This is a genomic window from Tamaricihabitans halophyticus, from assembly GCF_004340875.1.
GTDB lineage: Bacteria > Actinomycetota > Actinomycetes > Mycobacteriales > Pseudonocardiaceae > Tamaricihabitans > Tamaricihabitans halophyticus.
The window spans coordinates 210,096-233,369 of record NZ_SLXQ01000008.1 but is presented as its reverse complement, the minus strand read 5'-3'; the positions used below and the strand labels follow the sequence as shown (position 1 = coordinate 233,369).

At 66.4% G+C, this 23,274-nt stretch carries 19 protein-coding genes; 9 read left to right on the top strand and 10 right to left on the bottom strand.

From position 1 onward, the window contains the following. Nucleotides 1–10: 10 nt before the first annotated feature. The 4 genes from EV191_RS18960 (at nt 11) to EV191_RS18940 (ending at nt 3,372) form a co-directional block, all read left to right on the top strand. Nucleotides 11–970 carry a GlxA family transcriptional regulator gene (locus EV191_RS18960; RefSeq protein ID WP_132878430.1) on the top strand — a complete coding sequence of 320 codons (960 nt, stop codon included), beginning with the start codon at nt 11–13 and terminating at the stop codon, nt 968–970. 42 nt (nt 971–1,012) lie between these two features. Beyond that, nucleotides 1,013–1,648 (top strand): DJ-1/PfpI family protein, encoded by a 636-nt coding sequence (locus EV191_RS18955; protein WP_132878429.1) that lies wholly within the window; start codon nt 1,013–1,015, stop codon nt 1,646–1,648. 394 nt (nt 1,649–2,042) lie between these two features. Further along, nucleotides 2,043–2,546 (top strand): DUF6879 family protein, encoded by a 504-nt coding sequence (locus EV191_RS18945; protein WP_132878427.1) that lies wholly within the window; start codon nt 2,043–2,045, stop codon nt 2,544–2,546. Further along, complete coding sequence (locus tag EV191_RS18940; protein ID WP_207894579.1) at nt 2,530–3,372, top strand: helix-turn-helix domain-containing protein; 843 nt, start codon at nt 2,530–2,532, stop codon at nt 3,370–3,372. The genes EV191_RS18945 and EV191_RS18940 overlap by 17 nt, the downstream gene beginning before the upstream one ends. 369 nt (nt 3,373–3,741) lie before the next feature. Here EV191_RS18940 and EV191_RS18935 read toward each other — a convergent pair whose 3' ends face one another. From EV191_RS18935 to EV191_RS18915, 5 genes are all read right to left on the bottom strand, one after another. Beyond that, nucleotides 3,742–4,509 (bottom strand): peptidyl-tRNA hydrolase, encoded by a 768-nt coding sequence (locus EV191_RS18935; protein WP_132878426.1) that lies wholly within the window; start codon nt 4,507–4,509, stop codon nt 3,742–3,744. After that, the gene (gene serB / locus EV191_RS18930) at nt 4,506–5,732 is read right to left on the bottom strand and encodes a phosphoserine phosphatase SerB (protein ID WP_132878425.1); all 1,227 of its coding nucleotides are present in this window, start codon (nt 5,730–5,732) and stop codon (nt 4,506–4,508) included. Before serB ends, EV191_RS18935 begins: the two co-directional genes overlap by 4 nt. Before the next feature lie 14 nt (nt 5,733–5,746). Continuing rightward, nucleotides 5,747–7,531 (bottom strand): aa3-type cytochrome oxidase subunit I, encoded by a 1,785-nt coding sequence (gene ctaD, locus EV191_RS18925; RefSeq protein WP_132878424.1) that lies wholly within the window; start codon nt 7,529–7,531, stop codon nt 5,747–5,749. 314 nt (nt 7,532–7,845) lie between these two features. Beyond that, entirely contained in the window at nt 7,846–9,093 is a 1,248-nt protein-coding gene (locus EV191_RS18920; protein WP_424565483.1) for an aldehyde dehydrogenase family protein, read from the bottom strand. A 109-nt stretch (nt 9,094–9,202) separates the two neighbouring features. After that, nucleotides 9,203–9,949: a M50 family metallopeptidase gene (locus EV191_RS18915; protein ID WP_132878422.1), complete on the bottom strand. Its 747-nt coding sequence runs from the start codon at nt 9,947–9,949 to the stop codon at nt 9,203–9,205. A gap of 366 nt (nt 9,950–10,315) precedes the next feature. On the opposite strand from EV191_RS18915, the gene EV191_RS18910 reads away from it, so the two are divergent. Then, the gene (locus EV191_RS18910; protein ID WP_243659053.1) at nt 10,316–11,122 is read left to right on the top strand and encodes a ribosomal RNA small subunit methyltransferase A; all 807 of its coding nucleotides are present in this window, start codon (nt 10,316–10,318) and stop codon (nt 11,120–11,122) included. Here EV191_RS18910 and EV191_RS18905 read toward each other — a convergent pair. After that, the gene (locus EV191_RS18905) at nt 11,119–11,772 is read right to left on the bottom strand and encodes a TetR/AcrR family transcriptional regulator (RefSeq protein WP_132878421.1); all 654 of its coding nucleotides are present in this window, start codon (nt 11,770–11,772) and stop codon (nt 11,119–11,121) included. The two genes, EV191_RS18910 and EV191_RS18905, sit on opposite strands and share 4 nt — an antisense overlap. Before the next feature lie 37 nt (nt 11,773–11,809). Beyond that, entirely contained in the window at nt 11,810–13,093 is a 1,284-nt protein-coding gene (locus tag EV191_RS18900) for an acyl-CoA dehydrogenase family protein (protein WP_132878420.1), read from the bottom strand. A 237-nt stretch (nt 13,094–13,330) separates the two neighbouring features. Here EV191_RS18900 and EV191_RS18895 point away from each other — a divergent pair, with 237 nt between their 5' ends. Both EV191_RS18895 and EV191_RS18890 read left to right on the top strand, forming a co-directional pair. After that, nucleotides 13,331–14,713, top strand: a complete 1,383-nt coding sequence (locus EV191_RS18895; protein WP_424565482.1) for a TrkH family potassium uptake protein — start codon at nt 13,331–13,333, stop codon at nt 14,711–14,713. Nucleotides 14,714–14,744: 31 nt separating this feature from the next. Then, nucleotides 14,745–15,377: a potassium channel family protein gene (locus EV191_RS18890; protein WP_132878419.1), complete on the top strand. Its 633-nt coding sequence runs from the start codon at nt 14,745–14,747 to the stop codon at nt 15,375–15,377. A gap of 8 nt (nt 15,378–15,385) precedes the next feature. Here the strand turns inward: EV191_RS18890 and hrpA are convergent, their stop codons facing one another. Both hrpA and EV191_RS18880 read right to left on the bottom strand, forming a co-directional pair. Further along, nucleotides 15,386–19,297 carry an ATP-dependent RNA helicase HrpA gene (hrpA, locus tag EV191_RS18885; protein ID WP_132878418.1) on the bottom strand — a complete coding sequence of 1,304 codons (3,912 nt, stop codon included), beginning with the start codon at nt 19,295–19,297 and terminating at the stop codon, nt 15,386–15,388. 54 nt (nt 19,298–19,351) lie between these two features. After that, complete coding sequence (locus EV191_RS18880) at nt 19,352–20,977, bottom strand: phytoene desaturase family protein (protein ID WP_132878417.1); 1,626 nt, start codon at nt 20,975–20,977, stop codon at nt 19,352–19,354. 136 nt (nt 20,978–21,113) lie between these two features. Between EV191_RS18880 and EV191_RS18875 the strand changes: the two genes are divergently transcribed. Continuing rightward, the gene (locus EV191_RS18875) at nt 21,114–21,767 is read left to right on the top strand and encodes a phosphoribosyltransferase (protein ID WP_132878488.1); all 654 of its coding nucleotides are present in this window, start codon (nt 21,114–21,116) and stop codon (nt 21,765–21,767) included. On the opposite strand, the gene EV191_RS18870 is transcribed toward EV191_RS18875, so the two are convergent. Continuing rightward, a complete protein-coding gene (locus EV191_RS18870) occupies nt 21,764–22,057 on the bottom strand; it encodes an iron-sulfur cluster biosynthesis family protein (RefSeq protein ID WP_132878416.1) in 294 nt (97 codons plus the stop codon). The two genes, EV191_RS18875 and EV191_RS18870, sit on opposite strands and share 4 nt — an antisense overlap. Nucleotides 22,058–22,338: 281 nt before the next feature. Between EV191_RS18870 and EV191_RS18865 the strand changes: the two genes are divergently transcribed. Continuing rightward, entirely contained in the window at nt 22,339–23,247 is a 909-nt protein-coding gene (locus EV191_RS18865) for an STAS domain-containing protein (protein WP_132878415.1), read from the top strand. Nucleotides 23,248–23,274: the final 27 nt, after the last annotated feature.

Here is a 23,274-nt window from a genome sequence, read left to right as displayed (position 1 = left end):
ACATCACGATGTGCCCATTCGTACCGTCTGGTTCCTGGTCTTCGACGGCGTGCAAAGCCTGGACGTCACCGGACCGCTGGAGGTCTTCTCCGGAGCGAACCGCTACCTCGGATACTCGGCCGATTCGACCGCGCCGTACCAGCTCCAACTGGCCAGCCTGGACGGTGCGCCGGTCACCAGCTCGAGCGGGCTGCGGCTGACGCCAGATCGGCCACTCGGCACGCCGGATCACCTCGACACCCTGGTGGTGCCCGGCGGTGAAGGCGCGCACGAACCCGATCCAGGCGTGGTCGGTTGGCTACGCCAGTACGCGCCGGTGGCCGACCTGATCGTGTCGGTCTGCTCCGGTGCCCTGCCGCTCGCCGAGGCCGGCTTGCTCGATGGGCGCACGGTGACCACGCACTGGCGGATCTGCCAGCACCTCGCCGAACGCTTTCCCGCCGTACGGGTCGATCCCGAGCCCATCTTCCTGCGCGAGGACGATCTGGCCACGTCGGCGGGCGTCACCGCGGGCATCGATCTCGCGCTCGCGTTGGTCGAGGACGACCTCGGCAGGGATGCGGCGCTGACTATCGCCCGACATCTGGTGATGTTCCTGCGCAGGCCGGGCAACCAGCGCCAGTTCAGCGCACCACTGCGCGCGCAGTTCGCGAACCGCGAACCGCTCAGAGATGTGCAGCAGTGGATCACCGAACATCCGGCGGAGGATCTGTCCGTGGCGGCACTGGCCGAACGCACCCAGCTCTCGCCACGTCAGTTCAGCCGAGCGTTCACCGCCGAGGCCGGCATGCCGCCTGGCAAGTTCGTGGACACGATCCGGATCGAAACCGCTCGCCGACTGCTCGAGGACAGCTCGACGGGAATCGCGCAGGTCGCCCGAGCCAGCGGGTACGGCACGCCGGAGGCAATGCGCCGGGCATTCCTGCGCGAACTGCGGGTCAGCCCTTCCGAGTACCGGCAACGGTTCTGACCACGATACTGACCAACTACTACGACGGATAAGGACTAGCTCATGCGCGTCGCGATCGTGCTCTTCGAACGTTTCACCGCACTGGATGCCGTGGGGCCCTACGAGGTCCTCAGCCGCCTGCCTGGCAGCGAGGTGGTGTTCGTCAGTACCAGACGCGGCCCGGTCCGTACCGATGTCGGCAGCCTGGCGACGGTCGCGGACGCCGAGCTCGCCGAGGTGTCCGAGCCGGATATCGTGCTCGTCCCTGGTGGCCCTGGGCAAAGCGACCAGATGACGGATGGGCCGCTGCACGAATGGCTCCGCGCGGTCGACCAGACGAGCAGCTGGACCACCTCGGTGTGCACCGGCTCGCTGGTCCTCGCCGCGGCTGGGTTGCTCAACGGCCGGCGCGCGACGACGCATTGGCTGGCCATGGACCAGCTCGGGGCCCTCGGTGCGATCCCCACCGCGGAACGCTTCGTGCTGGACGGCAAGTATGTGACCGGCGCCGGGGTGTCCGCGGGCATCGATATGGCGTTGCGCCTCGTCGGCGAGATCGCCGGCGAGGATCTGGCGAAGACGATCCAGCTCGGCATCGAATACGACCCACGACCGCCGCACGACGCCGGCTCGGCCGCGACGGCACCCGCCGAGATCGTCGAACGACTGCGCGCGAACAGCCGCCACCTGCTCACCTAACCGCGCTAACCTTAAAGAGCGCGATCACGGGGCGTCAGCAAATACGACACAAACAGTGACCGAAAGGCGTCGTCTGAGGGCTGCGTCGGCAGGTCGAACTCTATGCAAGTGCATGACTTAACCTTGCATGTCCAGCTAGGACACACATAGCGTAGGGCTGCATACACCCAGGGCTAGGGAGGTCTCGGCTATGAAGGTTCGTCAGGTGTCCGACCACTGCAAGGAACGTGACTGCCCTACGGTCTATATCACCGACCGGGGAACCGTAGTCTTCCAAGGTGATCCTGTCGATGGTGCGGACGGGATGCGACTCGGCCCCGGCGAGCAGGCCGTAGAACTGCCTCTCGATGTGGTGATAAGTGCGCTCCGGACTCTCCTTCGTGAGGTGTCGTAAGTGCTGCTCTCCGACGATGGGATCGGAAAGCTGTTCGACAATTTCCAGCGTTCGGCGTTCCGCATGGAGACACAGCCGGTCTACACGATGGAAGCCGAGCAAGACGAGCTACGACAGTTCCTCGCAGGCGAACCGATACCCCAGGGCTTCAACGCCGGTTGGCATAACGAAGTACGGGGAAACCTCGCAGCAGGTAAGACCATGACTCGGCTCAAAGTCGTACGGCGCCCTTTCACCGACTACACGCGGTTTCTCTTCGGATGGGCGATACCCGGAAACGTCGAAGCTGGTGAGGACTACCGGATACTTGACCTAACCGACTCAGAACTAGCCATTCCGAATCAAGACTTCTGGCTCTTCGATGACGAAACGGTAGCGCTCCTCAACTTCAACGAAGATGGCACTTTGCAGAGCCGGGAACTAGCCCAAGAAGTCGCGCCGTACCTCGAATGGCGCGACATCGCACTACGGGAGTCGGTGCCCTTCGGTGACTATCGGCCCTGACGAACGAAACAGCAGCAGCGACCTTGCAGATACGCTACGGAAACTCCGCAGAGCGGCTGGCCTCTCAGGCGAGAGACTAGCCGCTCGCTGTGCGATGAGCCAGAGCCGGATCAGTCGTATCGAGTCCGGGCGACAGTTGCCTACGGTCGTCGATGTTGACCGGATTCTCAAAGCGCTGGAAGTACCGGCGGAATCAGCAGCGGAATTGCTAGCTCTGACCCGGAAGGCAAATGTCGAACACACCTCGTGGCGCGCCGTAGCCGAGATAGGAATATGGCGGAAACAAGCTGAGCTGACCGCCCTCGCGGAATCGTGCCAGGTTCAACGCCAATTCTTACCATCGATGCTATGCGGCCTACTACAGGTGCCTGAGTACGCTCGAGTAGCACTTTCGCCGATGGTCGATACCGACCCTGACCGTAACATCGATCGGGCTCTAGAAGTGCGCCTGGAGCGTCAGAAGGTTTTGGAAGACGAATCCCGTACGTTCATCTTTCTGCTAGCTGAGCAAGCGGTCTACTGGCGGCACGTAGAACGGCCGGTAATGGCGCGTCAGTGCGAGCACTTGGCGAACGTGGCGCAACGGCCGAATGTCGACCTTCACATACTTCCGATTAGCGCAGGTGTTCCGGCCGCCACACTGTGTACGTACATGATATACGACAATCGGCTAGTGGTAGCCGAGTTGATTTCCGGTGAAGTCGCTCTGTACGACCCGAAAGATATTGACCATCACCGATCGGTTTTCGACTACTACCTGAAACACTCTCTCGGAGGTTCCCGCGCTACGGCTTTCTTGCTCGCCGCGCGTGACGAGTTTATGTGAGTGCTTGGGTAAAACTGGAGATCAGCGGCACCGCCTACCCACAATCGTGTTGTGTGCGAATGCGAGAAGTCGAGCCAACAACAGAGATGGCGAAAGCTCGACAGAGAATCTTGGATACTCCCCGGTTCGGGCTGGGTGCTGAGGCCAAACACGGAACAACTTCAGCTTCCACCAAGAACCTTCGACAAGGTGTACCCGTGGATTCTCTACCGGGACGCAAAGCCCGTTACCGAGATCGGCGCCCCCACCGTTCCGGCCGCACTTCACAAGGCTGAATGGGCCATCGCCCAAGGCGGGCACTTCAGCCGACAACCAGCCCCGTCTCCTGCCCGCCTAACCGCGTAAGCTCGCTAACCCTAAAGAACGCGATCACGGGGTGTGCTGGGCGAGGACGGTGATCGTCCCTGGCGCTACCTCGGTGAATCCCGCGTCCCGAACCGCGATGATGCCGCGCCGGTGCCAGGCATCTGCTGGATCTGCCGCCGGATCCAGTGCCCGCCACTGGTCGATCGACGGGGTACGCACGGCGCAGCGGTAGCCGACCGTGCCCCACTGCTCGCGGGCGGCCTTGTCCAGCAGGGCCGCCATGATCATGGTGCCGTGTCCGACCTGTGCCGCCGCCTTACCCGCGGTCATCTCGATCGTCGGGTTCAACCACAACACCGGCAGGTCGGGCGTGGGTTCCGCGGGCTCATCCGGCGGCAGCTCACTGCCGGAGATCTGCAGCCGTTTCACCTCGTGCGGGAGCTCAGCCACCAGCCCGGGAACCAGGGCGCGTACGTCCGCACCGTCGACCCGGACGGTAACTCCGTCCACCGCATCCACCGCGGCCCAGTGCGCGCCACGGGCCCTGCGGGAGACCTTACGGATCCGCCCGGCAATCCAGGTCGCCACCTCGTCGTGCCAGGGCCCACCCGGCTCCGCGCGCTGATCGAGACAGACCGCGACGGAGGCGGCCGCGGCCGCCTCAAGCAGGGCGGTGCGCCCTGGCGGTGCCTGCTTTTCGAACCGCAACACCAGCTGCATGGCTCGCACCGTCTCCGGTGTTTCGTCCTCGGTGTCGGCGGTGCGTGCCGCAGGCAGCCCAAGCCAGTGCGCGTACCGCGCGGCCAGCGGGGCAAGCACGTCCGTGCTCACGGCCGTAGTAACTCGAGACCATCGTCGGCGTCGGCGGCCTCGACCTCGGCGCGGGTTACCCCGAGTGTGAACAGCACGGCATCCAGGTACGGGTGCGAAAGCGCGGTGTCCGCGACTTCCCGCAACGCGGGCTTGGCGTTGAACGCAACGCCCATCCCGGCTGCGGACAACATGTCGATATCGTTCGCCCCGTCCCCCACCGCGACGGTCTGCGCCACGGGGACGTCGAAGTCCTCGGCGAACCGCCGGAGCGCGGTCGCCTTACCCGGCCGGTCGATCACGTCACCGACCACCTTGCCGGTGAGTTTGCCGTCCGCGATTTCCAGATCGTTGGCCGCGCAGAAGTCGAGACCGAGCTCATCCACCATCCGCTGGATCACCCTGGTGAACCCGCCGGAGACAACGCCACATCGAAAGCCGAGCCGCTTCAGCGTGCGAATCGTGGTACGCGCCCCCGGGGTCAAGGACAGCTGCCCGGACACCTCGTCGAGTACCGATTCGGGTAGCCCTTCCAACGCCGCCACCCTGCGCCGCAGCGATTCGGTGAAGTCCAACTCGCCGCGCATGGCCGAATCGGTGATCCGCCTGATCTCGCCCTCGCAGCCCGCCTTGGCGGCAAGCATCTCGATGACCTCGCCCTGAATCAGGGTCGAGTCCACATCGAACACGATCAACCGTTTCGCCCGCCTGGCAAGGCCGGCTCGCTCCACCGCGACATCCAAACCGGACCGCGCCGCGACATCGACCAGCGCCGAGCGTAGCGCGGCATCGGCGGTCGGCGTGTCCTGCTGGACGGAAACCTGTAGCTCGAGGCCAGTAACCGGATAGTCGGCGACCCTGCGGATCGAATCGATGTTCGTATCCAGCGCGGCGAGACAGCGGGCGACCTCGGTGAAGCCACGGGCGGTCACCGGACGGCCGAGGACGACCACCACATGGCTGGAGCCAGCCTGCGGGGTGGTCGATACCTCATCGCCCAGCTCGACCTCGACCCGCATGGACACCGTCGCCATGGCTTGCTCGACGGCTTCCTGCAGGCCTTCGGGGTCCTCATCGGCGCTCACCAGCACACCGAGCACCAGCTGGCCGCGAATGACGACCTGCTCGACATCCAGTATCTCCACGCCGTGCCTGGTCAGCACGGCGAAGAGTACCGAAGAGACACCGGGCTTGTCCGCCCCCGTGACCGTGATCAGGACCGGGGTCGTATGTGGCCTACTCATAATCGGCGGGCCGCTCACTTCTCTTTCGGGTCGGGCTCTTCCCCGTCGTCCTTGGTGAGAGTCGCGGTGAGCTTCTCGGACGGCGCGGGCGTGGCGTCCTCGTGTGGAATCGCCTTACCGGTGAGCGTCACATGCCCCTCATCCCTGATCCGTTTGACCATATGCGGGTAGTGCAGCTCGAACGCGGGACGCTCGGACCTGATCCTGGGCAGCTCGGTGAAGTTGTGCCGAGGCGGCGGGCAGGATGTGGCCCATTCCAGCGAGTTACCGTAGCCCCACGGGTCGTCCACCTTGACCACCTGGCCGTACCGGTAGCTCTTGAACACGTTCCAGATGAACGGCAGTGTCGAGGCACCGAGCACGTAGGCACCGATCGTGGAGATGGTGTTCAGCGTGGTGAACCCGTCGGTTTCCAGGTAGTCCGCGTACCGGCGCGGCATACCTTCGGCACCCAGCCAGTGCTGCACAAGGAAGGTGAGGTGGAAACCGATGAACGTCGTCCAGAAGTGCAGCTTGCCAAGCCGCTCGTCCATCATGCGACCGGTCATCTTCGGGAACCAGAAGTAGATCCCGGCGAAGGTCGCGAACGCGATCGTTCCGTAGAGCACGTAGTGGAAATGCGCGACGACGAAGTAACTGTCGGACACATGGAAGTCGATCGCCGGCGCGGCGAGCAGCACACCGGTGAGACCACCGAACAGGAACGTCACGATGAAACCGACGCTGAACAGCATCGGCGTCTCGAAGGTCAACTGCCCCTTCCACATCGTGCCGATCCAGTTGAAGAACTTGATGCCGGTTGGCACGGCGATCAGGAAGGTCATCAACGAGAAGAACGGCAGCAGCACGGCGCCGGTGGCATACATGTGGTGCGCCCACACCGCGACGGACAGCGCCGCGATTCCCAGAGTCGCGTAGATCAGCCCCTTGTAGCCGAACACCGGCTTACGGGAGAAGACCGGGAAGATTTCCGAGACGATGCCGAAGAACGGCAGCGCGACGATATAGACCTCGGGGTGCCCGAAGAACCAGAACAGGTGCTGCCAGAGGATCACGCCACCGTTGGCGGGATCGAAGACGTGCGCGCCGAAGTGCCGATCGGCGAACAGGCCGAACAGGGCCGCGGTGAGGATCGGGAAGGCGAGCAGGATCAGGATGCTGGTCACCAGGATGTTCCAGGTGAAGATCGGCATCCGGAACATCGTCATCCCTGGCGCGCGCAGGCAGGCCACCGTGGTGATCATGTTGACCGCGCCCAGGATGGTGCCGAGACCACTCACCGCGAGGCCGATGATCCAGAGGTCAGCGCCCACACCAGGCGAGTGGATCGCGTTGGACAGCGGCGTGTAGGCGAACCAGCCGAAGTCGGCCGCGCCGCCCGGCGTCAGGAAGCCCGCGACGACGGTGATACCACCGAACAGGAAGAGCCAGTACGAGAAGGCGTTCAGCCGAGGGAACGCCACATCGGGCGCACCAATCTGCAGCGGCAGGATGTAGTTCGCGAAACCGAACAGAATAGGCGTCGCGTACAGCAACAACATGATGGTGCCGTGCATGGTGAACAGCTGGTTGTACTGCTCCTGGGAGAGGAACTGCTGCCCGGGCACCGCCAGCTCGGTACGGATGAGCATGGCCATCGCGCCGCCCACCATGAAGAAGGCGAACGCCGTGACCATGTAGAGGATGCCGATCTGCTTCGGATCCGTCGTACGCATCGCCCGGAGCAGGAACGAGCCCTTCGGCGCTTGATGAGCCGGATAGGGTCGCGTGGCGATCGGCTGTGGCGCTACGGCCGTCACTCCTGCCTCCTGCACTCTTCAGACCCGGATGCTGGTCGGTCGACCAGGTCGAACCTCGATCGAGGTCGGTTTCCGAATCAGATTCTTTGTCGTTCGGGACGGTCACACAACGGTGGCCGTTGTCCTGGATCGTAAACCGCCCGCCGAAGTTCGGCCCCGCCAGGGCCTCCTTCGGCGTGGCTACCGCCCAACCAGCCATTGTGCCCGCATACCGCTAACTGAACAGTGTCACAAAAGCGCACTTTGTCCATAACGCCTACGCGGGCACGGCGGGTTGGCAAGATCACATCGCACTGCTGCCGCGCGCAACCACGTCAGTCGAGCCGGTCGGCCGGCAGCACCGCGTATTGCCGCAGGCAGAGGTCGCCGTAGGTGACCGGACCGCGTGGTCCCGGCACTCGGTCGATATTGATTCCCGTCTCCGGCACTCCGAGCAGCTTGAAGCCGTCAAGCAACCGCGTGGTCGCGTTCCAGAAGACCCCCGTGCCGGTGTAGCCGGCCAGGAAGGCCTCGGCAGCCTCGGCGTCCTCGGTGACGATGCCCGCGGCCAGCCCCGAGGTCTCCTCGTTGGCCAGCTCGGCCGCCCGCGCCGCGTTCTCCACCGGGGCGATCGTCACGGTCGCTTCCTGGTCGGCGTCCAGCGCCCACTCGTAACCGATCGGGTGGTCATGCGGCGGAAGCGAGGCTGTTACGCCCGCCTTGTCCAGCACCGCACGCACCCCAGGAAGCCATTCGGCGAAGCTCGACTCGGGCAGCAACAGCAGGTTCAGCCGGTTGCACACGCCGAGCCGGTCAAGGCCGGCCGCGATCAGCTCGTACGCCTTGTCCTGGTCCGCGGCCGGGTCGATGTACAGCACGCCACCACCGTCGGCATGCGCCAAAGTGCGCACCCCGTGTCCAGCGGCGAGCCGGCTCAGCTCCCTGGTGCTCTCCCCGCTGCCACGCAGAATCACCAGCGGCACCAGGTCCGGGAGCGCGACCAGTGCGCTGGCCGCCTGGCGATCGGCACTGGGCACCAGCTGGATCAACGCCGGGTCGAGCCCCGCGGCCCGCAGCCCTGGCGCGATCACCTCGTCGAGCAGCGCCGTGGCCGAGCCCAGGGCGGCGGAACCGGTGCGCAGTACTCCCGCGTTGCGGGATTTCACCAGCTGGGAGGCGACGTCCACGGTCACGTTCGGCCGTGCCTCGTAGTTCGCGCCGAGCACCCCGACCGGACGCCGCCGCTCAACCAGGCGCAACCCGCCATCGAGTTCGGCGACCGGGACCTCCCGCTCCGGGTGATCGGCCGCGGCGAGCAGGCGCAGTTGCTCAGCCATCCCGGACAGCCGCTCTTCGGTGATCCGCAGGCGGTCCAGGAGTCCAGCACTCATGCCGTCCTGTTCGGCCGCCCGGATGTCCTCGGCGTTCGCGGCGAGTACCCGGTCTCGAGCGACGGTCAGCCGGTCGGCCATCGCCACCAGTGCCGCGTCCACCGCGGCCGCGCTGGCTGTGGCCAGGCTCGGCGCCGCCCGTTTGGCTTCCGCCGCACACCGCGCGACCACGTCGTACACCTGCTGCGCCACCAGTACTCAATCCCTTCTACCGCACCTTGTCGAGCGAGCCTCGCGGGCCTCAGTGTGCCGCACGCCCATCCGTGGAGCCGCGCAGGGCGGTGCTGCTCAGCTGGCCGAATCAGCTGGCCGAACCGGTGGGCAGGAGCCCGTTCGGCAGCACTTCGGCGAGCAGGGTGGTGCCGCCGACCACAACGCAGGTCAATGCCATGACAGCGAAGATCAGCAACCAGAGCGCGCCGGGCACTCCGGTCAACCGCGCGAGCTGGTCGGCATCGGAGTCGGGCGCGCGGCCACGGCGTCGTTTTCTCTGCAGCTCGACCAGCGGCCGCAGGCCGGCGATCAGCAGCAGCCAGGTGATCAGGTAGGCGAACGCGGCCTGCACCGCCGTCGGCGCGAGCCAGGCGATGCCCACCAGGACCGCGCCAGCGCCGAGTACGGATAGCACGCCGTAGGCGTTGCGCACCATCACCAGCACGCCGAGCAGCAAGAGCGCCGCGACCGTCAGCAGCGCGGCGATCCGGCCGTTGCCAAGCAGGACCGCGAACAGCAGGCCAAGCAAGGATGGCGCCGGGTACCCGGCGAAGGCGGTGGCCACCATGCCCGGCCCCGTCGGCTTGCCCTTGGAGACCGTCACGCCCGAGGTGTCCGAGTGCAGTCGGATACCGCTCAGTTTCCGTCCGACGAGCACCGCGACCAGCGCGTGGCCGGCCTCGTGCACGATCGTGACCACCCCACGCGCCAGCCGCCATGGCCCGCCGGTGAGCACGATCAGCAGGGCCAGCACACCGGTGCCGATGACGACCCAGCTCGGCGGCGGCGCCTGCCCCTCGATGATCCGCGACCACAGATTCGTGACCTGTTCCACGGCGCCAGATCATCACATCGGCGGTGTGCTCGGCGTAGCCCCGCACCTGGCCGCGCGTTGACACCACCCGTCCCCTATCATGGAACGCATGTGCGCATTTTTCATGATCCGGACCCGTCAGCGCTGAACGCGGCGGTTCCGGAACTTCCTGACGTCAGTTTCCCGGGGTGAACCTCCCGGCTGGGTAGCTATTCACTCCAAGAAGCGGTGACGCACGACCGCTTACCGCTGCGTGACAGAGGCGCAGGCTCCCGATTTCCACTCGGTTGTAGCCGCGCATGTCCCGATCCGCAGCGATTCTCGGAGCAGGCAATGCCGCATACCCCGCACCGCAAGAAACCCAACCTACGCACAACCACGTCGGCCATGCGCGAGTCCGACTCCGCCGGCGTGCACTTTCTCACCTCGCCGCGGACGGCGACCGCGCTCGTGCGCGCCGCTCGAGTTGGCGCCGGCGATCTGGTGGTCGAGTTCGGCCCCGGCAGCGGCGCCATCACCGCACCACTGCTGCGCACCGGCGCGACCGTACTCGCCATCGAACGAGACGAGCGATTCGTACGCCAACTCCGCCACCGCTTCGCCAACTCCCCCGGGCTACGCCTACGGCAGGCCGACATTCGGGAATTCACGTTGCCACGCAAGGGATTCACCGCGGTAGCGAACATCCCGTTCGGACTGTCCACGGTACTGCTGCGCCGGTTGCTCGACCCGCCGAACAGCGGGTTGCGCGGCGCCAGCCTGCTTGTCGAATGGGGATTCGCCAAACGACTCACGGCCGCTCGACCGCGTGATCTGACGACCGCCTGGTGGCGAGCGCGCTTCGAGCTCACCCTGGTCAACCAGGTACCAGCTGCCGCCTTCTCGCCACAGCCACGGGTCAACGCGGCGCATCTGCTGATCCGCCCCAGAGCGGGCACGCGACCAGGCAACCAGCGAGTGCTCTGGCTACTGCTGTCCACCGCCTACCGGACGCCCAGTCAGCACATCGGTGGCATGCTTCGGGCGATCACCGGCGATAAGCCCCATCGCTGGTTGCGCCCGCTGCGCCCGATCGTCCACCCAGGCACGCCGGCCCAGCGGTTGACCCCCGCACAGTGGGCGGAACTCGCCGAGCGGATCGCCGCCGAACGGGCGGGCGAATGGCCGAGGTTGCCACCCCGGCTGTGGGCCTAACGCGCCGTTTCGGATCCGCCAGACGCGGGCGGTCCGGCGAGCAACGGGATGATGTGGTCCCGCGCGAACGCCCTGGTCCGCTCGTCGTCACCGATCGGAATCCGGCCGTCTGGGGTGAGCATCAGCGAATGCGTCAATCGCGCGATGATCTCCGCGGCCGGTTCCGGATCGAACATCGGCAGCTCCCCGGTGTTTTGCAACCGCTGAATCTGCTCGGTCAGATAGGTCCTGGCCAGCGCCAACATCGGACCACCCGCAACAGTGCAGGCTGGCAGCACGGTATCCGGCTCGCTGCTCAGCAGCGTGCCAAGCAGCGGATGCTCCCGAACCCCGACCGCGAACGCGACAAAGCCCTCAACCACCTGGGCAGGCATCCCGGAGACCCGCTGGATCCGGGCGTCCACATGCTCGATGAACCGGCGCACCTCGCGCAGCACGACCGCCTCGACTAGCTGCTCTTTCCGGGGAAACCGGCGGTACAGGGTGGCCACGCCGAGCCCAGCCCGCTCGGCGATCTCGCCCATGGTGCTACGGCGTACCCCGGAGGCGGTGAACGCGGTCAGTGCACAATCCAGGATCGCGCGCGTGCCGGGGTCATCCGGCTCGACACTGGCCAGTACCCGGTCCAGCAATGCGGGCGGTTCGATCATCGTGCCGGCAGTCTAGCCGCCGCCGAGCGGATCGTGGCTAGTTCGCGAGCAGGCCCCTGGCGATATGGGTTACCTGGATCTCGTTGCTACCGGCGTAGATCTCCAGCGATTTGGCGTCCCTTGCCAGCTGCTCCACCCGGTATTCCGCCATGTATCCGTTTCCTCCGAACAGCTGCACCGCCTCGAGCGCCACTTCCGTTGCCGCCTGGGAGGAGTAGAGCTTCATCGCCGACGCCTCGGCGAGCGAGGACGTACGCTCCGCGCGCATCGTCTCCACCACCCGGTACACCAGGTTCTGCACGTTCATCCTGGCCACCTCCATTTTGGCCAGTTTGAGCTGAACCAGCTGGAAATCAGCGATCGGCTGCCCCCACAGCTTGCGGTTGTTCGCGTAGTCCACGCAGCGCGCCAGGCACTCCTCGATGATGCCCAGGGCCATCGCCGCCACACCGACCCGTTCGGTCGCGAAATTGCTCCTGGCACTGTCCTTACCCTCGGCGCCAGCCGTTGCCGAGCCCAGTAGCCGTTCGGGCTCGAGATAGACGTCGTCGAAGAAGAGCTCACCGGTCGGTGACGAGTGAATGCCCATCTTGCGCAACGGACGCGACTGGGTGAAGCCAGGCATCCCGGAATCAAGCACGAAGGTCAGTACCGGGCGCCTGCGCCGATCGGTGGTTCCATCATCCAATTTGGCGTATACCACCACGATATCCGCAAAAGGCCCGTTGGTGATGAACGTCTTTTGTCCATTGAGGACATATCCATCGCCTTGTTTGCGCACGGTGGTCTGCATGCCACCGAAGGCGTCCGACCCCGAGTCCGGCTCGGTTATCGCCCACGCGCCGATCTTGTCCAGTGTGGCCAGTTCCGCGCCCCAGCGAGCCCGTTGCGCCGCGGTGCCCCGCGCGTTGACGGTGCCGGCGGCCAACCCGAGGCTCACTCCGAGCGCAGCGACCAATCCCGGGCATACCCGGCACAGTTCGGTGACCGCGATCAGACCCATCGCTTCCTGCCCAGCCCCTGCCGGACCGAACAGGCCGCCTTTGACGGGCTTCTCCTGGCTCGACGTCGACGCTCCCGCGTCCGAGGTGGCCTCAGCCGCGGCTCCGGCGGCTTCGCGTTCCCGCTGGCTGGCGATGCTGGCCTCGGTGGCCTCCCGCGCCGCCACATCGAGTCCGAAGGAACTGAACAGCTTCCGGAGTACCTCGTAGGGCGCCAACTCACCGTGCTCGAGCGCATCGACCTGCGGACGAATCTCCTTGTCCACGAACTCCCTGATCGTTCGCTGAACTAGCGCTTCGGTATCGGACCACTCGAGCACCGCGCATCCCTCCGGTAGAACCTGACCCGCCAGTAGGAACTGGGCACGATACAAACATGTCAGCCTGCATGTATCTGGTCAAGGTTCCGCCGTGCGCCCTCGGCGGGGTGCCCAGCAACCACCCGGAGGGGCGATTAGAGTTCGGCGTGCTGATGCCTCGAGCGCGGAGATCGCTGCGAGGTCGACTCGGCGGAAACGGTCGACCGAGACCTTCCTGACCAGGCGGAGGAGACGGGTGTGACGGCACCGGTGTCGGCATGGCGGTCCGCGAAGGAGGCGCTGCGGCGGCTGCTGCCGAACTCGCGGAAGCCGCCGCAGATGGTGGTCTGGGGTTTCGCTGGGGTGACCGCCCTCGGCACGCTGCTGCTTTCCCTGCCGATCTCCTCGGCGAACGGCCAGCCGACCGAGGTGCTGACGGCGCTGTTCACCGCGACCTCCGCGGTGTGCGTCACCGGGCATATCGTCGTGGACACCGGCTCGCACTGGTCTGCCTTCGGCGAGGTCGTACTGCTCGGGCTGATCCAGATCGGCGGCTTCGGCATCATGACCTTCGCCTCGCTGATCGGCATGCTCGTCGCCCGCACACTCGGCTTGCGAATGCAACGCACCGCCCAGTCCGAGACGAAGAGCCTCGAGTTCGGTGAGGTCCGCAGGGTGGTGGTGCGCATCATCCTGCTCGCCCTCGTGATCGAACTGGTGGTCACCATAGCGCTGGCCACCCGGTTCATCGGACTGGGCTACGAGTGGGGACGCGCGATCTACCTGGGCGTGTTCCATGCGATTTCGTCGTTCAACAACGCGGGTTTCGCCTTGTGGTCGGACAATCTGATGCCGTTCGTGACCGACGCGGGCGTGCTCGTGCCCATCATGACCGCGGTGGTACTTGGCGGGATCGGCTTCCCGGTGCTGTTCCAGGTGGGCCGCTGGCTGCGTGGCCGGCTTGGCCGCTGGTCGCTGCATGTGAAGATCACCCTGCTGACCTACGGTTCGCTGCTGGTAGCTGGCTCGATCGCGGTCACCATGTTGGAGTGGCGCAATCCCGCGACCTTGGGACCGCTCAGCGTCGGCGACAAGCTCCTCGCCGGACTGTTCCATGGCATCACCCCGCGTACCGCCGGGTTCAACGCGCTGGATGTCGGCGAGTTCAATTCGGCCACCCTGCTGGTCAACGACATCCTGATGTTCATCGGCGGCGGCAGCGCGGGCACCGCGGGCGGTATCAAGGTCACCACGTTCGCCCTACTGGCCTTCGTGATCATCGCGGAGATCCGCGGTGAGCCGACCGTGCACGTGATGGGCCGCAGGCTGCCAAGTGCACTGCAGCGGCAGGCACTGACCGTGGCGCTGCTCGGTGTCGGGGTCGTGATGGCGGCGACCGCGGCCCTGCTGGTGTTGACCCCGTTCACGCTTGACCAGGTGCTGTTCGAATCGGTATCCGCGTTCGGCACCGTCGGGCTGTCCACCGGCATCACCGCCGATCTGCCGCCAGCGGGACAACTCATCATCGTGCTGCTGATGTTTATCGGCAGACTGGGACCCATCACCCTGGCTTCAGCACTTGCCCTGCGTGAGCGGGCACGCCGGTACGAACTACCCGAGGAGCGACCGATCGTTGGCTAAGAACAACACAACCCCCAAATCATCCCGCGTCGTGGTGATCGGGCTGGGCCGGTTCGGTGGCGCGCTGGCCCTCGAACTCGCCGAACGCGGCTCCGAAGTACTCGCGCTCGACGCGGACTCCCGACTGGTCCAGCAGTACGCCGATGACCTCACGTACACGGCGATCGCGGACACCACGGATGTGGAAACACTGCGGCAGCTCGGCGTGCCGGATTTCCACCGCGCGGTGGTGGCGATCGGCGATCTGGAGGCCAGCATCCTGACCACCTCGCTGCTCGTGGACTTCGAGGTACCACATATCTGGGCCAAGGCGGTGAGCGCCGAGCACGCGCGGATCCTGCGTCGCATTGGTGCCCACCACGTGGTACAGCCCGAGCACGATATGGGCGAGCGGGTGGCGCACCTGGTCACCGGGCGAATGCTGGACTACATCGAGTTCGAGGACGACTACGCGATCGTCAAGACACTGGCCCCCGCCGAGGCCGCGAACCTGCCGCTTTCGGAGAGCAACCTCCGGGTGAAGTACGGCATCACCGTCGTGGGTATCAAACGGCCCGGTGAGGGCTTCACCTACGCGACACCCGAAACGGTGCTGCACCGCAACGACATCCTGATCGTCTCCGGGCGATCCGGAGACGTGGAGAAGTTCGCCGATCTGACCTGAACCCGGTGCTAGCCGAGTTCGGCCAGTGCGCGGCGCACCCGCTTCACCGAAATCGGGTACGCCGTTTTGAGCTCCTGCGCGAAGAAACTCACCCGCAGTTCCTCAATCATCCAGCGAACCTCGCGCACCGCCGGCGCGGTATCGCCACGCTTGGCGAGTTCCTCGTACTCGCCGCTGAGCTCGGCGATCGAGCGCATCAGTTCGGCATCGCGATCCGGCTGCTGGGCGAGTTTGGCCAACCTGCGTTCCATCGCCCGCAGATAGCGCGGCAACTCGGGCAGCTGTCCGAACCCGACGCCGGTCACGAAGCCCGGGTAGATCAACCCGGCCAGCTGCCGGCGAATATCGGCGACCGCCGGCGGCGGCGCGAACCGCGCATCCGCGAGCGCGGCCTCCACTTCCCGCGCCGCGGCCAATGCGTCGCGTACGTCGCCAAGCACCGCGAGCACCGTCGCGTTCAGCCTCGGCGCGGCCCTGTCGCGTAGCCGCGTGAAACTCGGTTCGTCCCAGACCGGACCGCCGGCATCGGCGAGTAGCGCATCCACCGCACAATCAATGCAGTCTTCGAGTAGCGCGCCGACGCCGCCGTGCGGATTATGCGCGAGCGTCAGTTTCGCCGCGTTGTCCAGACCGCGCTGGATCGCCTTGTTCGGGCTGGGTAGCACCAGACGGAGTAGCCGCCGCGTGCCCCGCCAGTGCTCCGTTTCCTGTTGCTCCGGCGTTTCCTGCAGCCGGACGGCGACGCTGGTGCCCTCGTCGACCAGTGCGGGAAAGGCGGTCACCGGGTATCCATCGGCGCGCTGCTCGTGGGTCCGGGGCAGCTCACCGATCTCCCAGGCAACCAGGCCGGTCCGCTCGATATCCCCAGCCGTGGCCGCGATCGCGGCGCGCATCTTGGGCCGCATCCGTTCCTTGACAACGGCGAGATCCTTGCCCTGGTCCACCGTGCGACCCTGCTCATCCAGAATCCGGTAGGTCAGTCGCAAATGGTCCGGCACCCGGTCCAGCTGCCAGGATTCCGGCGGGATCGTCACTCCGGTCAGCCGACCGAGTGCCCGCGCCAGCTCGTCGAGCAGCGACGCGTCCGAACCGGACATCCGCGCGATCGCGGCCTTGGCGAAATCCGGCGCGGGGACGAACTGTCTACGCAGCTGTTTGGGTAGCGACTTGATCAGCGCGACCACGAGTTCCTCCCGCAATCCCGGCACCTGCCAGGAGAAGTCAGCCGCGGAGACCTGGTTCAGCGCGGCGAGCGGGATATCGACGGTCACCCCGTCGGTGGCGCTACCCGGTTCGAACTCGTAGGCAAGCGGCAAGGCCAGCTCGCCGGACGACCACTGGTCGGGATACTCGGCCCCGTCCACCCCGGCCGCGCCGTCGTTGCGCAGCATCGCCGGATCGAAGGTGAGCAGCTCCGGCTTGTCTCGTTTGGCCTTCTTCCACCAGCTGTCGAAATGCCGCGCCGAGACGACTTCGGCGGGGATACGCTCGTCATAGAAGGCGAACAGCGTTTCGTCGTCGACCAGAATGTCCCGCCGGCGCGCACGCTGCTCCAGGTCGGCGACCTCGTCCAGCAATGCCCGGTTCGCTCGCAGGAACTGGTGCGAACTGCGCCAGTCACCGTCGACAAGCGCGTGCCGGATGAACAACTCGCGGCACAGTTCCGGATCGACCGGCGCGTAGTTCACCTTGCGGCGCGGCACGATCGGCACACCGTAGAGCGTGACCTTCTCGTAAGCCACCACGGCGCCCCGGTTGCGCTCCCAGTGTGGCTCCGAATAGGAACGTTTGACCAGGTGTTCGGCCAGTCGCTCCAGCTGATCCGGTTCCACGGCGGCGTTGGTTCGCGCCCACAGCCGGGACGTTTCCACCAGTTCGGCAGCGACCACCCAGCGTGGCTGGTTCTTGAACAGGGCCGAGCCGGGAAAGATCGCGAACCGCGTCCCGCGCGCGCCGAGATACTCCTTCTTCTCGCCATCCTTCACACCAACGTGCGAAAGCAGGCCGGCGAGAATGGCGGTGTGCACATGTCGGGGATCGATCGCGGTCTCCCGAGGGCCAGGCGGCACGGTGAGGTCCAGTCCCCTGGCTAGCTGCCGCAACTGACCGAAGACGTCCTGCCATTCCCTGACCCGCAGGTAGTTCAGGTACTCCGCGCGGCACAGTTTGCGGAACTGGTTTCCGGAGAGTTGTTTCTGTTGCTCCGTCAGGTATTCCCAGAGGTTCAGATAGCTCAGGAAGTCGGAGCCCTTGTCGGTGAAGCGCGCGTGTTGTTGATCGGCCGCTTGTTTCGCTTCCGCCGGACGCTCCCGAGGGTCCTGAATGGACAATGCGGCGGCGATCACCATGACTTCCCGGACGCAGCCGTGATTGGCCGCCTCGAGCACCATCCGTCCCAGTCGGGGATCGACCGGGAGCTGGGCGAGTTTCCTGCCGGTTTCGGTCAGTCGCGGTTGCTGTTGTCCGGTTGCGTTCTCCGTGGTGAGCGCGTGCAGCTCGTGCAGCAACTGCATACCGGCGGTGATATTGCGCTTGTCGGGCGCGTCGAGGAACGGGAACGAGCCGATCTCACCGAGGTTGGCCGCGATCATCTGCAAGATGACGGAGGCCAGATTCGTCCGCAGGATCTCCGGGTCGGTGAACTCGGGCCGTGCCAGGAAATCGTCCTCCGCGTACAGCCGGATGCATACGCCGTCGGAAACCCGCCCGCACCGTCCCTTGCGCTGGTTCGCCGATGCCTGCGAGATCGGTTCGATCGGCAGCCGCTGCACCTTGGTCCGGTAGCTGTAGCGCGAGATTCGCGCGGTGCCAGGGTCGATGACGTATTTGATCCCGGGCACGGTCAACGAGGTTTCGGCCACGTTGGTGGCAAGCACGATATGTCGGCCGGTGTGCGGTTGGAACACCCGATGCTGTTCGGCCGCGGACAGTCGGCCGTACAGCGGCAGCACATCCACCCCGCGCAGCTGCCGGCTGCGCAGCGATTCGGTGGCGTCCCGGATCTCCCGCTCGCCGGAAAGGAACACCAGGATGTCTCCTGGGCCGTGCGCGCAGAGTTCGTCCACCGCATCGTTGATCGCCCGCAGCTGGTCCCTGTCCGGGTCCGCATCCGGATCGGCAGGGTCAATGACTGGCCGGTAGCGAACCTCGACGGGATAGGTGCGCCCGGACACCTCGACGATCGGCGCCCCGCCGAAATGCTCGGCGAACCGCTCCGGGTCAATCGTGGCCGAGGTGATGATCACCTTCAGGTCCGGCCGCCGGGGCAACAGCTGCTTCAGGTAGCCGAGGATGAAATCGATATTCAGGCTGCGTTCGTGTGCCTCATCGATGATCAGTGTGTCGTACTGGCGCAGCATCCGGTCGTGCTGGATCTCGGCAAGCAGAATGCCATCGGTCATCACCTTGACCAGCGTGTCCGCCCCGACGTTGTCGGTGAACCGCACCTTCCAGCCGACCGTGGAACCCAGTGGCCGGTCCAGCTCTTCGGCGACACGCTCGGCCACCGTGCGCGCCGCGATCCGGCGCGGCTGGGTGTGCCCGATACTGCCCAGCACCCCTCTGCCCTGTTCGAGGCAGATCTTGGGCAGCTGGGTGGTCTTACCCGAGCCGGTCTCCCCTGCCACGATGACGACCTGGTGGTCGCGGATGGCCGCGGCGATATCGTCCTTACGGGCGCTGACCGGCAGTTGCTCCGGGTACGTGATTGCCGGGATGGCTGCGCGGCGCTGCGCCACCCTGTCCCGTGCGCTGGCCACCGCGGTCGCGATCTCGCCGAGCGCGGCGGAGCGACGCTCGGCGTCCTTGATCTTGGCGATGCCATCCAGCCGGCGGCGGAGCCGCCGCTGATCGCGCAGCATCACATCGGCGAGCTGGGTGCGGAGTTCGGCTGGCGCGGGTGGCGTGGCGGAGGTGGACATACTTCGTCCCAGGATAGTGAACCCGGCTAACGCATTTCGCCGCAGACCGGACGTTCAGCCGTACAGGGCGCGCCGCGTCCGGCGCATCATCGCCGCGTAGACCGGTCCGGCTACCCCGGCGCGGGCCAGCGCCGCACGCGCCGCATTGGCTCCAGGGGCACCGTGTACCGCACCGCCCGGATGGGCCGAAGCGCTGGCCAGGAACAACCGGTCGATAGGCGTGTCCGCTCTGCCCAGCCCTGGCACGGGGCGGAAGACCAGTTGCTGGTGCGGCGCCGCGGTACCACCGTTGATCGCGCCGTCGGCCAGGTTCGCGTCGCTCGCCTCGAGTTCACCAGGTCCCTGTATCCACCGATCACGCACGCGCGTGCCGAACCCGCTGGCGTGTGCCTCGACGATGGCCTGGATCCGGTCCGCGTACCGCCGCAGCCGATCGGTGGTCCAGATGACACCACGCGGCACGTGGGTATACGCCCACACCGTCTCGGTACCGGCCGGCGAACGCGAAGGGTCCGTGGTGCTCATCTGCCCGAGCAGGACGAACGGGCGTGCTGGCTGTCTGGCGCACGCCAGGTCGGTACTGAATCCGGACAGATCATCGAGGTCACCGTCGAGATGCACGGTGCCGGCAAGCGCGGCGTCCGGATTTCGCCAGGGAATCGGGCCGGACAGCGCCCAGTTGACCTTGACCGTCGCGTCGTCCCAGCGAAACCCGTGCAGGTCCGCGACGAACGCCGGGGGCAACGCCGCGGGCCCCACGAGGTCCAGATACAGCGCTGGCGCCGAGACATCCGCGAGTACCGCCTGGCGGGCGCGGACCAGCTGGCCGGCGGCATCCCGTACGCCTACCGCGCGCCCCCGCGCGGTGAGCACTCCCGTGATCGCACGGCCGCAGTTCAGCCGGCCGCCCTTGGCGGTGAACCGCCGCACCAGGGCCGTCGTCAGCGCGCCCGCGCCACCGTACGGCGCCGGGAATCCGGTGTCCTGGGCAAGCATGCACAGCAGCCAGCCGAACAGCCCGCTGCCGGCTTGCTCGGGGCCGAGATCGGTATGCAACGCGCTGCCCGCGAGCAGCAATCGCGCCCCTTGGCCCGCGAAATCGCGTTCCCCGAGCGCGCGGGCGGACAGCAACGCCTGCTGCGCGAACCGTAGCCCGTCCCCCACACCAAGCGTGGCGGCAAGGCCGAGCCCGGCACGCACCGGGGGGAAGGGGGTGAGCAGCGCGCGCAGTAGGTCCGCACGCACCGTTTGCCAGCGTCGGGCCTGGGTCCGCCAGCGCGCCCCGTCACCCGGCGCGAAGGTATCCAGCGAAGCCGCGGTCGCCTCGATGTCCCTGAACAGCAGCGCACAGCGATCATCCGGCAACACATGGCCGAGCGCGGCTGGCGCGTGACACCACCGCAGGCCGTACTCGGCCAGGCGCAGGTCCCGCATGGCCGGCGATACCGCGGCGAGCGGATAGAACGCGCTGGCCAGGTCGAACTGGTAGTCGGGACCGAACGGCCGCACCGTGCGAACCGCGCCGCCCGGTTCCGGTTGCGCCTCCACCAGCAGGACGTCCCAGCCGGCATCGACCAGCAGGTTCGCGGCGACCAGCCCGTTGGGGCCGGCCCCGATCACCACGGCGTCCGCCGTCTCGGCCGGTTCGACCGCGGGCGGGCGCGGCGGGCTTGTCCACACGAATACGCCTCCTCGCCGGCGAGTATCGGATCCTCGTCGCAGCGTAGCCAGACCCCGCTCGACACGCGCCGATATCCTTATCCTTGGCAGCAGGGAGCAATCTCCGCCGTAGGGGTTACCGTCCCGCGAGGTGACGATGCGCCGAGACAGGAAGAATTTCCGGTTCGACAACCGGACCGAAGCGGGCGCCGCGCTCGCCGTCGTACTCACGAACCGCGCCTGGTCGAGCCCCGTCGTGCTCGGCCTCGCCCGAGGCGGCGTGCCGGTGGCGGCGCCGATCGCGGAAGCATTGGGCGCCAAGCTTGACGTACTGGTGGTTCGGAAGATCGGCGCGCCGCGGCAACCGGAATACGGGCTTGGCGCGGTCACCGCCGACGGTGTTTGCCAGTACGACACCGCAGCACTGCGCGCGCTCGGTCTCACCGAAGAGGACCTGCGACCGATCCATGACCGGGAACAGCTCGAAGCGCGCCGGCGCGCCCAGGTCTACAAAGGACGCAACGGGCCGCCCGAGGTGCACGGGTGCGATGTGTTGATCGTCGATGACGGGCTGGCTACCGGCATCACCGCGGCGGTCGCCGTCCGGGCTGTCCGGAAAACCGGTGCGGCACACGTCATTGTGGCCGCACCGGTCGGCGCACCAGCCGCGCTAGCCCGGCTTACCGAGGCCGACGCCGTGTATTGCCTTGCCAGGCCAGCGAATTTCCGGGCGGTTGGCGAATGGTATCGGGATTTCGACCAGGTGTCCGATAACCAGGTGCGCCGCTGGTTGCGCCCCGAAGGTGGCTAGTCCTGGTCTCGGATAGCGAAGTTCAGCTGTCCCTCGTCGTCCGGCTGCACGTCGAGCACCTTGTCCGAGAGGAGTTCGGCCGCCTGTGCTTCGAGAAAGACGCGAGCGCCGTCCTCTGCCTTGACTACTTCGTCACCGGATTCCGGTTGCTCCGCAAGGGTAAGCGCGAGCGCGGCGCCGGACTGTTCGTCCTCCTGCACGGAGAACCGCAAACCACCGTTGTCCTGCTGTCCTTCTTGTGTCGTCAGCGCGGTGATCGCGTCAGCCGCGGCGTCGGTCAAGGCGAGCATGGTGGGACCTTCCTGTTGTCTGCTACGCGATCCCCCACACCGTACGGACCGCTTACCGCACCCGCTCAGCGGGGCGCCGCCGCGCCCTAAGCGACCACATCGGACGGTCCACCGACCCTCTCGGCCACCTTCACCCAGTTGTGGGATACGGGGCACACCGCCTACCGTGGGGTTGAGCGGTGAAAGAGCAAGCCGCGCCGGGTATCCGGTGCGCGGGCTCGCGCTCGACGACTCGCGCCCGGCCCGTTCCGCGACAACTACCCGCAGCAACGGAGCAGACCATGCGAGAGAATCTGGCTACGCTGTCCAGCGATGTCCAGGTAGACGTGCTCAGTCCCGGCATCCACGTAGCGCGAGTCAGCGGCGACCTCGACCTGAACACCGCCTCGGACGTTCGAGCCTGCCTGGAACGGACGCTGGATACACAGGGTGATCTCATCGTGGATCTGGGCGGCGTCGACTTCCTCGGTTCCGCCGGGCTATCCGTACTTGCCGAAACCGACGCGCGGGCACGTCGCAACCAGCGACGCTGGGCACTAGCCGGCCGGCACCGCGCGGTCCTCCGTCCGCTCCGGGTCGCCGGTCTAGCTACTAGTCTGCCGTGTACCCGAATGTGCCGGACGCATTCCATGCGATCGCTACCCGGTAGCCAGCGGACGGTTCTCCGCGCCGTGGTATGCCGGCCGGTATGCCTTGTCGGTAGACGTTGGGAGAACGTCGTGGTGTATCCCCGCCAGCCAGAGTCCACTGGTTCGGCCGAGCATCGAGTATCCGGCGACCTCGAGTTGGCGGTTCGTGCGGATCCGACGCATCTGTCATTGGTCCGATCGCTGGCAAACAGCCTTGCGGTCAACCAAGACTTCGATCTGGACATGATCGCGGACTTCACCCTGGCCATGGACGAGATCTGCTCGGTGCTCATCGCCAGGTCCTGGCCGCAGGCACGCCTGGTGTGCCGGTTCGACGTTGGCCAGGACTGGGTAGCGGTACACGCCAGTGCCCCGGTGACCACGACCGAACTGCCCGGCCCGGACAGTTTCGATGGGAAGGTACTTGCCGCCCTTACCGACGCCACCGAGTCCTGGCTGGACGCGCAAGGGAAGGGAATCGGTCGGGTGGACGGCGAACCCCACGAGGACAGGCCCCGCGCGAACGTGCGTTTCGTGAAGCGAAAGGACGCGCCGCCGTGACAAGCGCATCCCAATCGCGATCGGTGC